At 54.4% G+C, this 16,644-nt stretch carries 16 protein-coding genes and 1 pseudogene; 4 read left to right on the top strand and 13 right to left on the bottom strand.

The window, feature by feature from the left end:
• Positions 1-3: 3 nt before the first annotated feature.
• Positions 4-1,755: pseudogene (locus ACF2JD_RS22030) on the top strand (Tn3-like element TnAs1 family transposase); the annotation flags it as partial.
• Between the two features lie 1,616 nt (positions 1,756-3,371).
• On the opposite strand, the gene ACF2JD_RS22025 reads toward ACF2JD_RS22030, so the two are convergent.
• Both ACF2JD_RS22025 and ACF2JD_RS22020 read right to left on the bottom strand, forming a co-directional pair.
• Positions 3,372-4,040 (bottom strand): hypothetical protein, encoded by a 669-nt coding sequence (locus ACF2JD_RS22025; RefSeq protein WP_103829035.1) that lies wholly within the window; start codon positions 4,038-4,040, stop codon positions 3,372-3,374.
• Positions 4,041-4,611: 571 nt separating this feature from the next.
• Complete coding sequence (locus ACF2JD_RS22020; RefSeq protein ID WP_103829036.1) at positions 4,612-6,585, bottom strand: hypothetical protein; 1,974 nt, start codon at positions 6,583-6,585, stop codon at positions 4,612-4,614.
• An 881-nt stretch (positions 6,586-7,466) separates the two neighbouring features.
• On the opposite strand from ACF2JD_RS22020, the gene ACF2JD_RS22015 reads away from it, so the two are divergent.
• The 3 genes from ACF2JD_RS22015 to ACF2JD_RS22005 all read left to right on the top strand — a co-directional run bounded on the left by ACF2JD_RS22015 (position 7,467) and on the right by ACF2JD_RS22005 (position 10,022).
• Complete coding sequence (locus ACF2JD_RS22015) at positions 7,467-9,059, top strand: phospholipase effector Tle1 domain-containing protein (RefSeq protein WP_103829037.1); 1,593 nt, start codon at positions 7,467-7,469, stop codon at positions 9,057-9,059.
• A gap of 4 nt (positions 9,060-9,063) precedes the next feature.
• Positions 9,064-9,348, top strand: coding sequence for a hypothetical protein (locus ACF2JD_RS22010; protein WP_134696325.1), 285 nt, complete (start codon positions 9,064-9,066; stop codon positions 9,346-9,348).
• A gap of 302 nt (positions 9,349-9,650) precedes the next feature.
• A complete protein-coding gene (locus ACF2JD_RS22005; RefSeq protein ID WP_103829039.1) occupies positions 9,651-10,022 on the top strand; it encodes a hypothetical protein in 372 nt (123 codons plus the stop codon).
• 677 nt (positions 10,023-10,699) lie between these two features.
• Here ACF2JD_RS22005 and ACF2JD_RS22000 read toward each other — a convergent pair.
• The 11 genes from ACF2JD_RS22000 to ACF2JD_RS21950 all read right to left on the bottom strand — a co-directional run bounded on the left by ACF2JD_RS22000 (position 10,700) and on the right by ACF2JD_RS21950 (position 16,638).
• The gene (locus tag ACF2JD_RS22000) at positions 10,700-11,251 is read right to left on the bottom strand and encodes a zinc-finger-containing protein (protein WP_103829240.1); all 552 of its coding nucleotides are present in this window, start codon (positions 11,249-11,251) and stop codon (positions 10,700-10,702) included.
• A 113-nt stretch (positions 11,252-11,364) separates the two neighbouring features.
• A complete protein-coding gene (locus ACF2JD_RS21995) occupies positions 11,365-12,006 on the bottom strand; it encodes an EAL domain-containing protein (RefSeq protein WP_134696324.1) in 642 nt (213 codons plus the stop codon).
• Positions 12,007-12,212: 206 nt separating this feature from the next.
• The gene (locus ACF2JD_RS21990) at positions 12,213-12,857 is read right to left on the bottom strand and encodes a hypothetical protein (protein WP_146054412.1); all 645 of its coding nucleotides are present in this window, start codon (positions 12,855-12,857) and stop codon (positions 12,213-12,215) included.
• A gap of 112 nt (positions 12,858-12,969) precedes the next feature.
• A complete protein-coding gene (locus ACF2JD_RS21985) occupies positions 12,970-13,275 on the bottom strand; it encodes a hypothetical protein (protein WP_103829243.1) in 306 nt (101 codons plus the stop codon).
• 237 nt (positions 13,276-13,512) lie between these two features.
• Entirely contained in the window at positions 13,513-13,746 is a 234-nt protein-coding gene (locus tag ACF2JD_RS21980) for a hypothetical protein (protein ID WP_103829257.1), read from the bottom strand.
• A gap of 53 nt (positions 13,747-13,799) precedes the next feature.
• Positions 13,800-14,036 carry a hypothetical protein gene (locus ACF2JD_RS21975; protein ID WP_103829244.1) on the bottom strand — a complete coding sequence of 79 codons (237 nt, stop codon included), beginning with the start codon at positions 14,034-14,036 and terminating at the stop codon, positions 13,800-13,802.
• A 20-nt stretch (positions 14,037-14,056) separates the two neighbouring features.
• A complete protein-coding gene (locus tag ACF2JD_RS21970) occupies positions 14,057-14,275 on the bottom strand; it encodes a hypothetical protein (protein WP_103829245.1) in 219 nt (72 codons plus the stop codon).
• A 529-nt stretch (positions 14,276-14,804) separates the two neighbouring features.
• Positions 14,805-15,044, bottom strand: coding sequence for a hypothetical protein (locus ACF2JD_RS21965; protein WP_103829247.1), 240 nt, complete (start codon positions 15,042-15,044; stop codon positions 14,805-14,807).
• A gap of 338 nt (positions 15,045-15,382) precedes the next feature.
• On the bottom strand, positions 15,383-15,598 hold the full coding sequence (locus tag ACF2JD_RS21960) for a hypothetical protein (protein WP_103829248.1): 216 nt from the start codon (positions 15,596-15,598) through the stop codon (positions 15,383-15,385).
• 114 nt (positions 15,599-15,712) lie between these two features.
• Positions 15,713-16,192, bottom strand: coding sequence for a restriction endonuclease (locus ACF2JD_RS21955; RefSeq protein WP_440988151.1), 480 nt, complete (start codon positions 16,190-16,192; stop codon positions 15,713-15,715).
• A 200-nt stretch (positions 16,193-16,392) separates the two neighbouring features.
• The gene (locus tag ACF2JD_RS21950; RefSeq protein ID WP_134696323.1) at positions 16,393-16,638 is read right to left on the bottom strand and encodes a hypothetical protein; all 246 of its coding nucleotides are present in this window, start codon (positions 16,636-16,638) and stop codon (positions 16,393-16,395) included.
• Positions 16,639-16,644 lie beyond the last annotated feature (6 nt).

The following is a 16,644-nucleotide window of genomic DNA, read 5'->3' as shown; positions in this document are numbered from 1 at the left end:
GGGCCGGCCGCGCAAGGCGTGCTGGCAGCCGTGCAGACCCTGCGTGAGATGAACGCCGACAACCTGCGCAAGGTGCCGGCCGATGCACCCACGGCCTTCATCAAGCCGCGCTGGAAGCCGCTGGTGATCACCCCGGAAGGCCTCGACCGGAAATTCTACGAAATCTGCGCCCTGTCCGAGCTGAAGAACGCCCTGCGCTCCGGCGACATCTGGGTCAAGGGCTCGCGGCAGTTCCGCGACTTCGACGACTACCTGCTGCCGGCCGAGAAGTTCGCCGCACTCAAGCGCGAGCAGGCCCTGCCCCTGGCGATCAACCCGAACAGCGACCAGTACCTGGAAGAGCGTTTGCAGCTGCTGGACGAGCAGTTGGCCACCGTCACCCGCCTGGCCAAGGACAACGAGCTGCCCGATGCCATCCTCACCGAGTCAGGGCTGAAAATCACCCCGCTGGATGCGGCGGTGCCGGATCGGGCGCAGGCGCTGATCGACCAAACCAGCCAGTTACTGCCGCGCATCAAGATCACCGAACTGCTGATGGACGTGGACGACTGGACGGGCTTCAGCCGCCACTTCACCCACTTGAAGGACGGGGCCGAGGCCAAAGACAGGACGTTGCTGCTGTCCGCAATCCTCGGTGATGCGATCAACCTCGGGCTGACCAAGATGGCCGAGTCGAGCCCCGGCCTGACCTACGCCAAGCTGTCCTGGCTGCAAGCCTGGCACATCCGCGACGAAACCTATTCGGCGGCCTTGGCCGAGCTGGTCAACCACCAGTATCGCCACGCCTTTGCCGCCCACTGGGGCGACGGCACGACCTCATCCTCCGATGGCCAGCGCTTCCGCGCGGGTGGCCGGGGCGAGAGCACCGGGCACGTCAACCCGAAGTACGGTAGCGAGCCGGGACGGCTGTTCTATACCCATATCTCCGACCAGTACGCGCCGTTCAGCACCCGCGTGGTGAATGTCGGCGTCCGCGATTCCACCTATGTGCTCGACGGCCTGCTGTACCACGAGTCCGACCTGCGGATCGAGGAGCACTACACCGACACGGCCGGCTTCACCGATCACGTCTTTGCCCTGATGCACCTGCTAGGCTTCCGCTTCGCGCCGCGCATCCGCGACCTCGGCGAAACCAAGCTGTACGTGCCGCAGGGCGTGCAAGCCTACCCGACGTTGCGCCCGCTGATCGGCGGCACCCTGAACATCAAGCACGTGCGTGCCCACTGGGACGACATCCTGCGCCTGGCCAGCTCGATCAAGCAGGGCACCGTCACCGCCTCGCTGATGCTGCGCAAGCTCGGCAGCTACCCGCGCCAGAACGGACTGGCCGTGGCCCTGCGCGAGCTGGGCCGGATCGAGCGCACGCTGTTCATCCTGGACTGGCTGCAAAGTGTTGAACTGCGCCGCCGCGTGCATGCCGGCCTGAACAAAGGTGAGGCGCGCAACTCGCTGGCCAGGGCGGTGTTCTTCAACCGCCTTGGGGAAATCAGGGATCGGAGCTTCGAGCAGCAGCGCTACCGGGCCAGCGGCCTCAACCTGGTGACGGCGGCTATCGTGCTGTGGAACACGGTGTACCTGGAACGCGCCACCCAGGGGTTGGTCGAGGCCGGCAAGCCGGTGGACGGCGAGCTGCTGCAATTCCTGTCGCCGCTGGGCTGGGAGCACATCAACCTAACCGGCGATTACGTCTGGCGGCAGAGCCGCAGACTGGAAGACGGGAAGTTTCGGCCCTTACGGATGCCCGGAAAACCTTAGCGTACGATTTTTTCCGAATTCTGCGGGCTCCCCCACACTGGCCAAAGAGTCCGCAGCGGCACGAGCCGTCAGCCCCCTCCACGCAGGCCAGCGCGAACGCTACCAGAGGCCAGGATCTCGAGATCGGCATGCACACCGAGTAAATCACGCCGCCACCAGGTCCAGCACACCTGCCGGCACCACCAGACGCTGTGCCGGGTCCCCTGAACACCGATCCGACCGGCTGCCTAGGGCCACCTGCTGTACAGACCCGCCGGCCGCCGCACCGGAACCTGCCCAGCCGTTGACCACCATGGGTGCCGAGCCAGCGACGCCCCGGGGCCACCGGCAGCCCCCCACCGAATGTAACTCCGATTCGGGAGACAGACCCCCACCACGGGAGCACCGGTAATCGAGCCACGCCTTGTCGGCGAAAACGGTCTTGGTGTGGTGCGTGGCCTGCTTTGCTTCGTGATAGCGCCCCTCAGATCGACCCCATCTCGTAGCTAGCCGGAGGGGTGGAGAGTGTCGCGGATCTCGATGTTGGCCCACTCAGTGACTCGGACGCAGGTCGAGTGAGTTAGCCAGAGCTGCATTGCATCACGGTCGAATTAACGACCGGTGATCGAGGCGACACGAATCACATGCTTGAGTTGTCCAGGACGAAGGGCGGCAGCACGACGGGCGTCGGGTCTTGGGGAGTAGTACATGGGACTCTCTCTATTTAATGCCGGTTCACAGCAGTGAACTGAGTGAGCAGGAAAAGGGTCTCCTGGTGATCATACCAGCAGGCCACAGGCGGGGTTCACGGATAGTTAGGCGAGTGTGTCAGGGCTGGGCACATCAGGAAGGTACACACACGGCGGTGTCGTGACGGCATGCTCTTTCGTGTAATGAGGTCGAGGCTCGGGCGCTAAGTAGATATGAAGCCCACCTTCGGGCTTCCACATTGGAGAACAGAGCATGAACAAGACTCGTATCAAACAAGGCGCCCGCTGGGCATTCACTGTCGCCCAGCAGGCGATCACCTAGGCCGCCGTCAGGCTGCTTGGCATGGCGTCAGGTCGCTGTGGCGACTGGGGGGCTATGTTGAGCCCACGAATAGAAGCGGGGCCACAGGCCCCGCCGATTAGCACGGACTTTTAGAGTGAGACTTTGCTTTCATCTCACAAGGGCAGTCCAGGAGTCCGCCGAGCACCACACAAAATCACCGGCTCTAGCACAGGACCGTCAGATCCAATCCTCCACGGGGCCGACTGCGGCCCCCACTGCCAACTACAAGCCCGCCTGCGCTGGCCGCCTTGGGCAATGAATTTTCACGGATTCTCAATCTGGATAGTCTGCAAGTAGCCAAATGCCGATAGCCATGCAGCCGAACGTGGACCCTGTGATTGAATACCGAGCCTGCTGGCCACCGAGTAGTCCAGATCACAACTAAAGGAGGGGGAGGGGGTCGCAGTCGAGTAACTCGAAGTGAAAAGGCAGGATCCGGCTCATCTATCGATGGTGCTTCACTGACGTGGTTAATGCGGTAGATGCTACTCATGCAGTTCATTATCTCTACGACGTCTTCGAAATCACAACATACATCAACAAAAAGCCCCGCTAGGCGGGGCTATTTGCATCTTGCGCCTGGTCTATGCGCAGATCTTAACTGGGCGCGGCAACGGCTTACAGGCGATGATCGCGAGCTGCCATTCGTGGTGCTGGGGGCTACCCCATATCTTATCTGACAATGAAGCCAACTCAGCATCAGAACGGATCTGGTGCAGTTCGCCGGTCATCAGTTGATAGTGGTACACGTACAGCCGACGATAAAGCGCCTCGGACATTCTGGCCTTCCAGAAGTGCATACCTTCCCCAGTCTGCATGTTATCACTCAGGATCACATCATAACGGGCCAGTATATAGCCGAAGAATACCGCAGACGGCAGATCTCGAAGTACAGCCTTGTGGTGCTGATTGAACGAACGCCAAACCCGTTGCTGGGTGGCCGGGCGACATTTCAGATCTTCATAGTGAACGATGATCACCTGGTTGTAATAGGCGACCTCAGCCGTATGGTCATTGACCAAGGCGATCTCGAATTTGTCGCCACCGAGTCGAGTAGTCACACAGACGAGGCGGTAGCCGGGCGGTAGAGCGATTCCCAACTCCGGCGCAATCTCCTGGATGTGCTCATGCCCCACCAGAGCTTGATACATCGCCCCGTTGGTTGCGGTCACTTCCAGGTCACGGAATGTTTCTGTGACCTTGTTTGCATCGATAATGAGTTGCGGCATAGCGTCTCGTAGTTGATTGCTCATATTTGATTCATGCCTACTCTAACACTCTGGGGCGGGTGACTTCCATAATAATAGACAAAGCCCCGCAACGCGGGGCAGGACAACCAAAACGAACTGTGTCAGGCAAATCACCGACTGATTTTATCCCGAGGCCTCATGCATTTGAGCCAAAGGCAATAGCAAGCGACTAGGGAACCCAGGCAGTAGAGAATGAACGGCAGCACCATCCGATATGAGAAGGGGCTAGGAACCATGCTCGTCGGCGGAATTGACATTATCTTGAAGCTCTTGAATTTCGTAGATTTTCCGTCTGCATCAGTCAGATTATAAGTCCCTTCCCAATCAATAGAGAGGTCACCTGCAAGAGTTCTATCATTCGGAAGCACGACTTCCACATTGTGGCGAACAAAGCCAACCGATTGCCATTTCATCCCTAAGTGGATGACCCCTATCGCCATCCATAGCCAACACCCACCGGCCAACAAAATCACTGGCACATACCGAACTTGACTCAATTGCATCTCTCCTAGAACACTAGAAATGTAACGTGGTAGCGATTGACTAGCAAACCACTGAAAATGTTTTTTTGGCTCTAAAGCTTCATTACCTTTTTCCTACGGCTTCCCGCCGCCGCCCGGTTCCAGTCATCCCGCTTATTGCTCTCAATTGATTCCCTTCCTGCTTCCCACGTTCCGCTGAAAAAATTGGCATCATCTGTTCTACCAACAGCGATTAAGGGGGTTACCAATCGTGAGAAATACACCCTCTTGTGAATCTGAGCCGCAACTTCAAGCGGCGATCGAGAAGAAGAGAGCATTTTTTTCAATCTGGCGATAGTGTCTGCGTTATCCCTATACCAGAAAGTGACACGAAGATGAGCCGGTTTAAGCGGTATAGAGCGGAGAATCGTTTCAAATTCTGACTGTTTGCTTTTGCGTGGGTCATGGCTCGCGATTTGACGCAGCAGTGCGGCATCGGCATCACGCGCCACCGATTCAAACACCTTAGCTAGGCTGGTCAATTTGCGATCATCGCCCCCCTTGAGCAGGAGGCGAGCGCCGGCCGGTGACTTCTTGGCAGCCTTACGCAATCCTGACATTATCCGCTCAACAGCATCCAGGTTGGCTGATAGCCACTCTTTAGGCTTGGTTCTGGCGGATGGACTCGTACTTGATGCCGTAAAACTGAGCCCTTGCAGTTCCTCCGCCACCTCAGTGCTATACGCCTTACCGCGACCCCGCTTTCTGGGCACATCGATTACTGGAAGTGTAAGGTCCGAATTTGCTACAGACCGAGCATCCCCGATTGAATGCGATTTAAAGTGAATTTCCGTTGAAAGTGTGAGTCGTTCATCACTTTCCTTTGACTTCACATTTCGATATTTAATATCGACATCGATCAGTCCCGCACTCAGAAGTTCGTTAAGGGCCAATGAGAGTTGCCGGCGATCATTGTGGTTGTGCCGACCAGTCTCGCGTGGATGGATTTCACGCAGGAGCTCAAGAACCGTCATGGGCCGCAGATTCAGAAACACCCTGCGCCCCATTAGCTTGCCTGGCCTAGCTGCGATCCATAGAGCTAGCAGGCGAGCCATCTGAGAGTTCAACTGAATGACTGCACTTCGATTTATTGGGACGAGCTTTTTAGTGCTCAGATACAAGGTTCGCAGCTCTGGGGTCGGAGATATTTCGATGGTCCCATCAGGTTCCAACCTCAGAGTACCAACGATATTCGCAATCATGACCGATCTCTTTCGGCTAGTCTCATCCGCATCATCGAGCGTTGGGTAAAATAGAAGAGCAACGCTCTTTAGCCTTGCAAGCGAATCGACGATTTTTTTGTCCAACAGGTAATCTGACGGCCGCATATCCTCAGGAATCGGTGAGAAAAATCGCTCTATGGTCATACGAATTGGCTTGATGATGGCTTGCTCAAACCTCTCCTTTGACAGGCGCCCTAACCAATGAGTGATGCAGATATAAGAGACCAAATCCATTTGAGTGTTGAGGGTTGGCCCCCTCAGTGACATATAAGCGTGACCACTGCTAAGCGGAGTGGTCAGGTGGTAAATTCTATGCTCATCCAGTGCTGGTGGCGTCTTCCCGCTCGCAAGCACGCGGAACATCCCCGTTTTCAGGGTCATATCCAGGTGCAAATCAATGTTCTCAGGGGGAGGGCTGCGATCTGGGTACAAGGAGCGGGTTTGAACCCTATCGTACTCAACCAAGTAGTCCGTATCTTGTTCTATCACCACGGGAGCTCTTGTGTTAGCCACAGCAGTAGGTTCTGGGTGATCCTTTTCTTCAGCTCCCCCTACATTGTGTTCATTGGCTTCATCCACCAGCAACGTCATTTTTTCCATTGCCGGCCAAATGATCTCTAGGGCTCGCTCTACTGACAGCTCCGGTGCCGTCGACACAAAATTCAGCAGCATTGACACAGCCGACTTGTTAATTTTCGGTAAAAGTGGGGGCGCCATCACTTTGATGACGTCAGCACGAAATCCCTGTTTGGTTAAATACGCCTCTAAAATCGCATTCGCGCAGCTAATTTTATCAACGATCATGCGTCACCCCCCAACCTGTGCATATGCTGAATATAACCTGTTCAAAAGCTGTTTATAACCTGTTATCACCTGACAAAATAGTCTCGATAGAGACTCCGCGGCATAGTAGATAAGAGACCACGGCATAGTAGATAGCATATCACGGCATATAACATAGAGCATCACGGCATAGCATATAGAGCATCACGGCATAGTACATAGAGGAACGCGGCATATAACATAGCAGTGCACGGCATATTACATAAAACAGAAAAAAGCCATATACATCACTAAGTTACAACCACCCCATCTTTAAAGATCTTTAACAGATCAAAGATATTAAAAGATCAGTAGATCAAGAGATCAAAAAAAAGAGATCAATGATCTATAATAAGTTGCAGTCGATCTCTTCTCGTTAGGATCCATTTTCGGATTCACAATCCGTTCGCAGCCCCTGAGCAAGCCTGATTTGAGCCCTAGACAGCTCTCAGATGGAAAGTAGACCCCGTGGCAATACGTTGGTATACCCCGGTGATGAGCGCCCTATAAACCGCAATTCCAGCGATTTTATGACTGGGTGAATAACCGCTTAAAAACCGTCCCATCCTATCGGATCCAGACCATAGATCTACTGGATCCAACGTGGATCCATTTTTTAACAGGACCTCGTTTACCTCACACCATCAATAACCTACAGCTAATCGTTCAGTTCAAGCTTTTCGCTGTAGATCCAAGACACGTTGACCCCATACTCTGAACTAGATCCTTAGCAGGGTATGCAAGGATCGATGATCTGAAGATAAAGCGACACAAACAGACGTCCTGAGTTTAAAACACGGTCTCATTCAGCATCTTCAAGATCCGATTGGGGTAACATATGCCTTTCGATTCGGAGGTATTTGATGAGGACCTTAGCAAGGAAAGGCGATCCCACCAGCACTGGCGGTGCGATCCAAGACGGGGACAGCAGCTGGCTCAGCGAAGGCTCCCCAACCACCTATATCGGGATGATAGCGACCTGCCCAGCTTGCAAAGTCGGACAGGGCCCTATCGTCGCCGTGGGCCCCCGCTCCATCATCGGCCCGGGCGGGCCGGTAGCACTGCAGGGCGATTATGTCGCTTGCGGCTGCCCGCCTATGAGCAACACCATACTCCCCGCCCAGGGGACGACAGTCGGCGACAACAAAGGGCCTCGAGCGAAAGCAGCCAGCGCCCCAGCAGAACCACCAGCGCCAGCACCGGCCAGTTCGCCGGCGACCCCTCTTGTCCCGTTGGTTGACCCCGAGGAACACCGGATCGGCATCTTCTTCGATGGCACCCAGAACAACAGGCACAACAGCGAGCTCAGGGAGCAATGTGAAGAGGCAAGCGAGGCGGCCTGCAAATCCATAGAGAAGCTGATAGGCACTGAATCCTCATACGACGGCGGCCCAACCAACATTGCCCGGCTGCATCAAGCCTATACCGGCCCAGCAATCTACATCGAGGGGATCGGCACTGCTGCCGGCAAGGCTGACACAAAGATCGACATGGCTTTCGGTACCGGTGCAACTGGCGTCATAGCCAGGTCAAAGGAAGGCCTGGCCAAGATCAGCACCATGATCGCCAGCCTACCCGCCGGCCCGGTAGCTGTGGATGTCTTCGGCTTTAGCCGGGGCGCTGCAGCTGCGCGACATTTCGTGAACATCCTTCTGGAATCGAACCTGGGGCGCCAGGTGCACGTCGCATTCGTTGGCCTCTTCGATACCGTAGCAGCCATAGGCCTGGACGCCAGCAATGACGAGAATGCGCCAGTTCGCCTCTACATTGCTCCCGGGGCCGCGGAGAAGGTTGTCCAGCTCGCCGCCAAGGACGAGTACCGGCTCAATTTTGCGCTTAACTCCGTACAGCCAGACCACACGGAACTCCCGCTATTCGGTACTCATAGCGACGTTGGCGGCGGGTATCTAGACCAAGTTGAGAAGACGCCAATCATGCGCCCCTATGATGCCATCCTGAAATTTGGTGATGACGCAGCCTATAAGAGATTCCAGGCTGCAGCCAACGCCAGGCTCCAGGAGGAAGCTATCCCTCTATACAAGGGATATGCGAAAGACAGCAGCCAAATAAAGCCGACCATCAGCTCTTTCTCCGTCGTATCCAAGAGCGACGCGCCAATGGTGGGCTATGTGGCCAACGCGATCATGACGCGCACGGTCAAACCTGAACTGCAGCTGCTCGCCGGCCACCTTATGCAGACTATCGCGCAGGAAAGCGGAGCGCCGCTCACCCCCCTGTCTGAGCCGGTTCCCGGGGCGCTGGCCTTCTTGTTCGACAAGTACCTGGGCCTGTGGCATGGAAGCGGTGACCTCAAACTGTCCAAGGAGCAAAACGAGATGCTGATGACGGAGTATGTTCACTGCTCCGATAACTGGACGCCGCTCGGCCCCCTCTACGTGAACGCCCCCGCCCCTAGTAGGGTTCGTCGCGTCTACCAGCAAACACCAGGGAAGTGACCTTATGAAGCGAATAGTCAGTGTCCTAGCCCTCCCCCTCGCACTTGCAGCTTGTGGCGATACCCAGGAGAAGAAACAGCCCCGTAAGCCGCCAGAGGAGCGGGTGATCAGTGAGCCAGCTCATGGATTTGGCGTCCTTTTTGGCAAGCCAAACCCCGATTACACACCGCCAGGGAGGCTAGTTGATAGCCCGGACTTTAAAGTGACTCTCCCAGAGGACCGCTGGGAAGAGGTCACTATCAGCAAAAAAGAGGGCAAGCCAAGCGCGGCGGCAGGTGTAGATAAGTGAGAGCTCGCTGGGCTGTCACTCTCCTGGCGACAGTAGGGGTCTTGGCCATAGCCACCCTGTTTTACACTAGGTCAGATCTACCGAAGGCGGAAAGGCCAGGTATCACCTCCTCCAGTCATGGAGTGGGTGTCCTGTTAGGTTCGCCACAGTACCAGGTGAAAGGTGAGCTGGTGGAGGGGGGCTTTCTGGATAAGCAGCTGGACGAGAAGGGCAGTACGGAATTGGACGAATACCAGTGACACTAGGCCGGCCAGCTGCAATGATGAACCAATCAATCAATCAATCAACACGGAGGGCAAGTGATGTCCTTTACTGCGATCACCCTTGAGGCCGCCCTGGCCATTGAGCCGGCCAAGCTATCTGGCGTCATAGACGGGGTACCGGTCAACCCGGCCAAGCCACCAGCCAGAGACATCAAGCACGACGAGCGTGAGCCCGAAGAAATGATTCTGTGGTGGCGCCAACCGTACCTGCAATGGAATAGCAATGGGCACTGGGATGTTAGATGCCTCGATGGCGGCGCATGGGATCGCCCCACGTTCATAGGTAACCATGAAGAGCTGGCCGGTGCCATAGAGCTGGCCAAGAAGCCTACCCGCGCCTATGCCATAGGGGAGCGGCAGGCCCTGGAGAGCGGCGAAGCCCTAATGAGATCGCTGGGGCTTGATGAATGAGCCAAGGGCGCCACATAGGCGCCCTTGTTCTGAGATGAAAACAAGCAGTAAGCTTAACTTTGGTAGGGCACTATAAGCTCAGAGCCCTGACAATCGCCCGTTTCGCATCTGTCCTAGTAAGGGCCTTAATAGTATGTGTGGCCCTGCTCAGTCTTGGGGCTAGAGTGACGTGACAAAATGGAATGACGCCGGCTAGATCACTGGTCACCACATGGGATCCCGGAGTCCAGTAAAACTCGTCGCCCCTACACACCCAACAATGCCTCCCATCAAGCTCGCCGGTGTACTCTAAATCGGATTGCCTCATAGTTACTCCAAACTCGCCTTTGGTTCCTGGTGGTTACCACTCCAGGATCAGAATATGGCCATGGATTCTCCATATGGCCGTGCTTGACGCCTGAGTTACCAATTAGCTCTGATTTTCATCATCCAACCCTTCAGCGGTATACCCAACCATGGAGTTTTGGTACCGAACCGCAGCTGTATGGATACGGATTGAAGAGAATAGCCCCGCCGCAGCAACGACTGCAGACAGCCATGGGTCAGACCCCGTGTTAGCTAGACCAAGTACCAGAAGCATGATGCCAATGCCGATCATGTGGCTGGCAGTTACAATGCCATGGGTTCGCAGTCTAGCAATCATTCTGTTCATTTGTGGCGTTCATTCCTCGTCGCAATCAAGCGTTGAAGTGGTTCAGAAGCTGAAGGCGATCCATTAATCTCTGGGCATTTTTATCCTTGCTCCGAGAGGAATCATCCCGTGTTCGGTCGTTCTTATCAAAAAGCGCTCTCAAGCTAGCTATGCCTCTCAGGGAGGCTTCATATCGAGACCGGCTCATGATTTCCCTTACTTCTCGAATAACAACCTTACACTCGTGCTCATCCAGCCAGCCTATGCCCCGGCGAGTATATGGCAGGCTCAGAAGGTGCTGCATCCATGCATAGGCTTCGTGCTTATTCATTCTGCCGGAATCGATCAGGGTGTTGATGCTGGTATGTGCCTCGCGCCTCGCCAATCGGGTTTCCCTGTTGGCAACAGAACCGATCGCGATGTCAGTTCCTTCTCGGCAGCTAACGTAGCTATCGCAGGCATCACGGTTGCAACGGTAGATCATCGCTTTAGCCGGCGCGGCAGGATACACCACCTGTTTTCTGACGAGCTCCAGAGGAGCGCCACAATAGCGGCAGTCCTTTGGATGAAAATGACTATTTGCTGTGTTGCGAGCCATATGCACAATCCTGATGAGAGGGTTGTAGCCATTGTCTCGTGGTACTCAGGAATGCAAGTTTGAGTTGCAGCCATGCCGGCTGTGAAAACCCTGCTAGGCCCGGGTAAGGGGTTCTACACCCGGGTGTGTAGTTGGGAGTGCAAAACGATCTCGGGTTTAGCCCAAAAATAACCTTGCTGCAGATTGAAGCCGAGCATTTGAGATGAGACAGCTTGGTTGTAGGTTTCGATGCGTTCAGCGATGATGGGGATCCCCTTCCTCATACAAGTATCAATCCCTTCCAGCATGCAGGAGGTGTAGCCGTTCGTCTGGCCACACTCAAACTTCACTATGTCCCATTCAAAATCATGCAGCCGTGTAAGCGTGGAGTATTTCGTGCCGAAATCATCCATGACAAGTTCGACACCCATCGATCTTAGGCTATCCCATCGTTTTTGGAGCGTAGAGGGGGTGACCTGCTCGGTGACTTCAACCAAGATGTTGTGCTTGCGGGCCAGCTTGAGGATCAGAGTGCGCCATTGATGGAATCGGCGCTCAACTGCCAAGGTATGCTCACTCACATTGACCAGTAGGTTCAATTCCCCCTTAAGGAGCTGGTCCGCGAGATCGAGAACGGCCTTATCAATGTCGAACCAGGAGTGGTAATCGGAGGTTGGAGGGGAGAACCTTGATAGGCCACTATTTCTCGCAAGCAACTCATAGGCATGAATCACCTGTTTCTCTGTGTCGAACACTGGCTGCCTAGCAATGAGCATTAACTTTGGTCCCCTCAAAAATTACCGCGAGAGAGTCTACCCCTCTGACGCCGAGTAAATCCTATGGTGAAATCGTGAGCTATTTCTGATGTGAGTTATCCACAGAATTGCTGGATAAGTAGCCTGTGAACGTGTGGACAGTTCGCTGCAGCCATTGCTAGGACTGTGTTATTGGCAGCCCTTGGCTGCAGCGCATTTGATTTGGGCTATCTAGCACCAGGGAAGCCGATCAGAGGCCAGGTCATGACATCAGCAAGCAGATCTTCGTATTCAGACAGTGCCGCCCGGCCGAGAGCTATCTGCAGCTTGATTAGGTTGGTAGCCAAAGCCGTGAAACCGACCGCCTCGGTACAACTGCTTTCGCCATTACGCGCCGCGGATAAAATGTCAAAGGAGTGATTAAACTCGGGCTGCCGGGCAGCGGCATGGATGGCATCGTAGATCAAAGCAAGCCGCGATATGGACTCAAAGGCCAGTTCCGGGAATGTATCCGGAGCTGAGCCCATCGTGTGGCCAAAAAATGGTGCAATGACGGATCCTGCCTGGCAGGACAAGTCACTCGAGATTTTCTCGATGCTTTCCAGCATTGAATTCAGAAATTCCTGAGAATACCCGGCCCCCTGATCACCCAATTGCAGCAACACGTCGTTCTTAATTTGCTCCTCAATGGACATCAGGATCAGTTGATACGAGGCATGCACTGCTCGTACACAAGCCGTCAATGGCTGGTGAGGAATGAGCTCCTTATGCCAGGTGGCCAGGGGATGGGACTTCAGTTCCGCATTGTCTGCGTCGGAGTAGGAGTAAGTTACGAGCGAACGGCCATCGAGGTATATGATGTTGTGCACCATGACTATAAAGCCGTTCTTCGTGAGCCACAGTGAACCGGCTCTGACCCTCGAGTCACCCTGGTCTGCGGTGTTGGGTCGTGTGTCTATTGCGGTCATTTTATTCCTCTCAACATTAGTGAATTGTAAGGCTGCGATGGTGCAGTTCGCTGGCATCGATCAAGTATCGGTACCGGTATAGCTCGCTGGCTTGTTGGTTCAACGGCACCAATACCCACTCCACGTCGGAATGACAGATGATGGAGAAGCAGTGATCGTTGATGATGAAAATATCACCGGGGAAGTGCCGGCATTTAGATAGGAAATCATCACGCTGAGCCAACGTCAGTGGCTTGCACTCTGCGTAGTTGAGGATTTTTTCCCGTTCGCAAACCTGCACCGGCAGGTCTATGGTGGTGGCGATTGCTTTACTGAAGTCCATAGGGTCCCCCCATTTTTATTGATAAGTTGGTGACAGGATAAATTGCTTTTTTGCAATGCAAGGGGGGCCCATCCTGGGCGGCAAGTACCTGAACAGCTTCAAAACGAGAGGGCGAGTGCACCGGAACTATGTGGCCGGTGCCTGGGAGTTTGTGATTGATTGGAGGGAAGGGGGGGTAATCAAATTCATCCTGCCGGTGGTTCTAGATCTAGGCAGGCAGGGGATGCAATCCTCGGGCTATAGGGACTTCAGTAACAGTGCGCGGAGAAAGTCCTGCTGTGAAATTGAGCAAGCTTTGAACCCGCGAAACACACCATTATCGACCAGGATTTCGTCATACCGGCCAATGGTATCTCGATAAACAAGACGTCGCTTTCCAATACCGCCGACCAACTCATCAACCGTGCGCACAACCTGTTCGGCTGAATTCGTGATTGTGGCGCAGAGGTCTAGATCCAGAAGGAGCAGCATGGTCTCGTCCTGGTACACGATTTCAAAAACGGGTGTTGGCAATTGTCTGCTCCCTATACCTCTGTTGAGCCAACCCAGGTATCACCAAGGTAAGCATCCGCACCCCGGAGGCGCTCCAGAGGGATATCTAGAGCACACAGGCTTTCATGTGTCCAACCTTCTGCTGGAGGGGAGTATTCAAAGATGACTACTGCCTTGTCGAACAAGTCTACGATCTGCAGATGACAGTGAATCAATGAGGTGGTCAGAATCACGCTTTCACCAGGTAAAATATCAGTGATGAACTTCATGGGTAATCTATTCTCCTTGATTAACCCTGTTTTTCTACAAGAACGGCGTGAATGGTGTTGTGCGGCATTGCCGTTTTGATCACCCCGGCACTTTCCATTTCATTCACCAATTCGTCGCAGATAAGATGCTGTTCGTTTTTGTGATAGGGTTTTTGGGGGGCGGACAGATACCACCCAGCCCTCCGGTTTGCAAGTTTCCATCCGGCACGCAGAAGCTCAATGATGTCACGCACTTCCATATCTGTTCTCCAGTTCACTTGACTATGTTGATCGCTGTCAAAAGGTTATTCACCCGAACCATGTCTTCATCGCTATGAGTAGGCCCGCTGTGGTACAAGCGACCGCACTCTTGGCACTCGAAGAGAAACCCGCCAGCCAGCGGTTCGCTGGTGAAAGACACATCAGAATGGCACTCGCAACTCAGATGTAGACCATCCGTGTCGACAATGGTTTGAACTGATTCATAATGGTCGGCACTCGGTGCAAGGCCGTGTTTTGCCGTTTCAGCAGTCATGATATTCCCCCTCTTTAAATCAGCCCCAGGCGCTCGAGCTCTGCACGGAGGTCAGGGGCGAGGCTGTCAGGTTTAAAGCTCCTCCATCCCCCGCCAGATACTTCGTGAACTTGCCGCTGAGTTCCTGTTTTTGTGATCCAGATTTGTCCATGTTCCTTAGCAGCATTCATTGCTGCTTCACGGGTCCGGTGGCTTTTAACATCACGGTCTTTGCCTGCTCGGAGGCTGTAAAACGGAGCGTTTTTGGTGGCCATTCAGATGCCACCTTCTTCGATTGCCGGGCGCTTAGTCGGATCTAGCCACGCCAGAGCTTCCTTCTCGCATGCTTCGCGAGACGCGCTGAACCCGGCCTGCTCCATGACCCGGCCATACTCTGCTGCCAGGTATTCATAGGCGTCGGCTAGGTCACTCAGGAGCTGGGCTGCGTCGACATTTCCGGAATGGTACAGACCCTTTGCTTGCATTCTGACTTTGGGAATTCCTTTGATGCTCATGATGTTCTCTCTTTGGTCGAAATCGTTAATATTCAATGAGTTGAATGTACCATAATGCCGAGTGACGCAACTTCAGGAGCGCTCCCGGCTTGGTTAATCTAGGAATGGCAGGTCGCACTCACGAATGCTGATCTGCTGTCGTGATTATGCCGAGGGGAGTAGGGGGAGCCAATAATGGGTGGCTATCCTAGATGTCTCGGTGGCGAGGTATCCTACGATGGGGCAGAGTGCTTTGTTGGGACATGCCCGAGCTCACAGCGCCAGCCTATCTATCAATACCGAGCGGCGTTTCGGCTTCGGCAAATATCCCGGGCCAGCTCATTGATTTCTACGTTGTGTCACAAGCTCACCAAGACCCCAACCACAGCTATTAGCCACGGGATAGACCAAAGAGAAATGAAACCAACTAAATCATCATGTTGCCAAACATAATCCAAGCCACAGGCAAGGCGAACTATGGCAGCTGTCATACAGATAAAAATGGTGATGACCCACCCAGGAATCACATCTGCATGCGCTTTCGCGATGTCTTTTATCGTTGGTCCATGTCTCATGCTTTCCGGCTCCTTCTTGGTTGACTTCGATGGGATGAATCTACCATAGAGCTGGGCAGCACAACCTTGCTGGTGGACCCTCCCTGGGTCTCTCGGTTGGTGGGTCACCGGCGGTTATGTTAGGAACTCGACGAGTTGTGGGCCGCTGATGATAGTGACAGGGGACCCTTTGATCGCGTGCCAAGCAGATTTCGGAGTACGTCCAGTATGAATGAATAGGCCTTTACATTCCTGCTGCCGGCATTGCTCGGTAAATGCTCTCACATGGTCTGTGCTGATGAATTTCTTGTAGCGTTTTGCCTGGATGAGTACCAATTTACCGCCTATGACAGCCTTTCCATCAATTCCACCATCCCGGGAGTAGCTTTTGTTTCGAATGATCGTCAATCCCTGCAGTTCCAATGCGCTGAGAATGAGCTCCTCAAATGTGTATGGGTCGATCTTGCGGAGGTAGGCTATCTGGGCCTGCCATGTCGGTATTCCCCGAATTTTTGCCAGCACCGAACCCGATTGTTCTATCCGAGCCTCATGCCTTCCTTTTCTCCCCCTTGACCTGCGGACCGGGTTAAAAAAGGCGAGCATTGCGAGCAACACAAATAGAACCAGAATCGGCCAGGTCTCCGGTGAAGAAGAAGAGATGAAAGCGGCTCAGTGAATGAGGTTAGAGAAGGAAGAACAATCATGGAAACGCCCTTGGTGGGTGGGTGGTGAATGGCTGGAGAGGCCCCCCCTGACAAGCACCGAATGTGAGAAGAAGGCGGGGCCTTTGGCCCCGCTGTTAGTTTCGGATCGCGCTATTCGCCGGCGTCTAGGACTTGGTAGGTACCGATGGCGGCCAACTCTTGCTCTAATTGCAGAAGGGCATCCGAGTTGTCCCCTGCATGTTGATGATCAAGGCATGTGGAAATGCGATCCCAGACAAACAACAGCTCTTTCATGCTGAGAGATGATTCGTGGCTGTCAGCAAGCAACTCCAATGCTTGCGATGTCTCCAGACTGCTTACCCTGGATAGGATCGCAACGACGTGGGGTCTGGTCATGGGCTC

The organism is Aeromonas ichthyocola, from assembly GCF_046087985.1.
In the GTDB taxonomy this organism is placed as follows: domain Bacteria; phylum Pseudomonadota; class Gammaproteobacteria; order Enterobacterales; family Aeromonadaceae; genus Aeromonas; species Aeromonas rivipollensis.
This window is presented reverse-complemented; position numbering and strand designations above follow the sequence as displayed.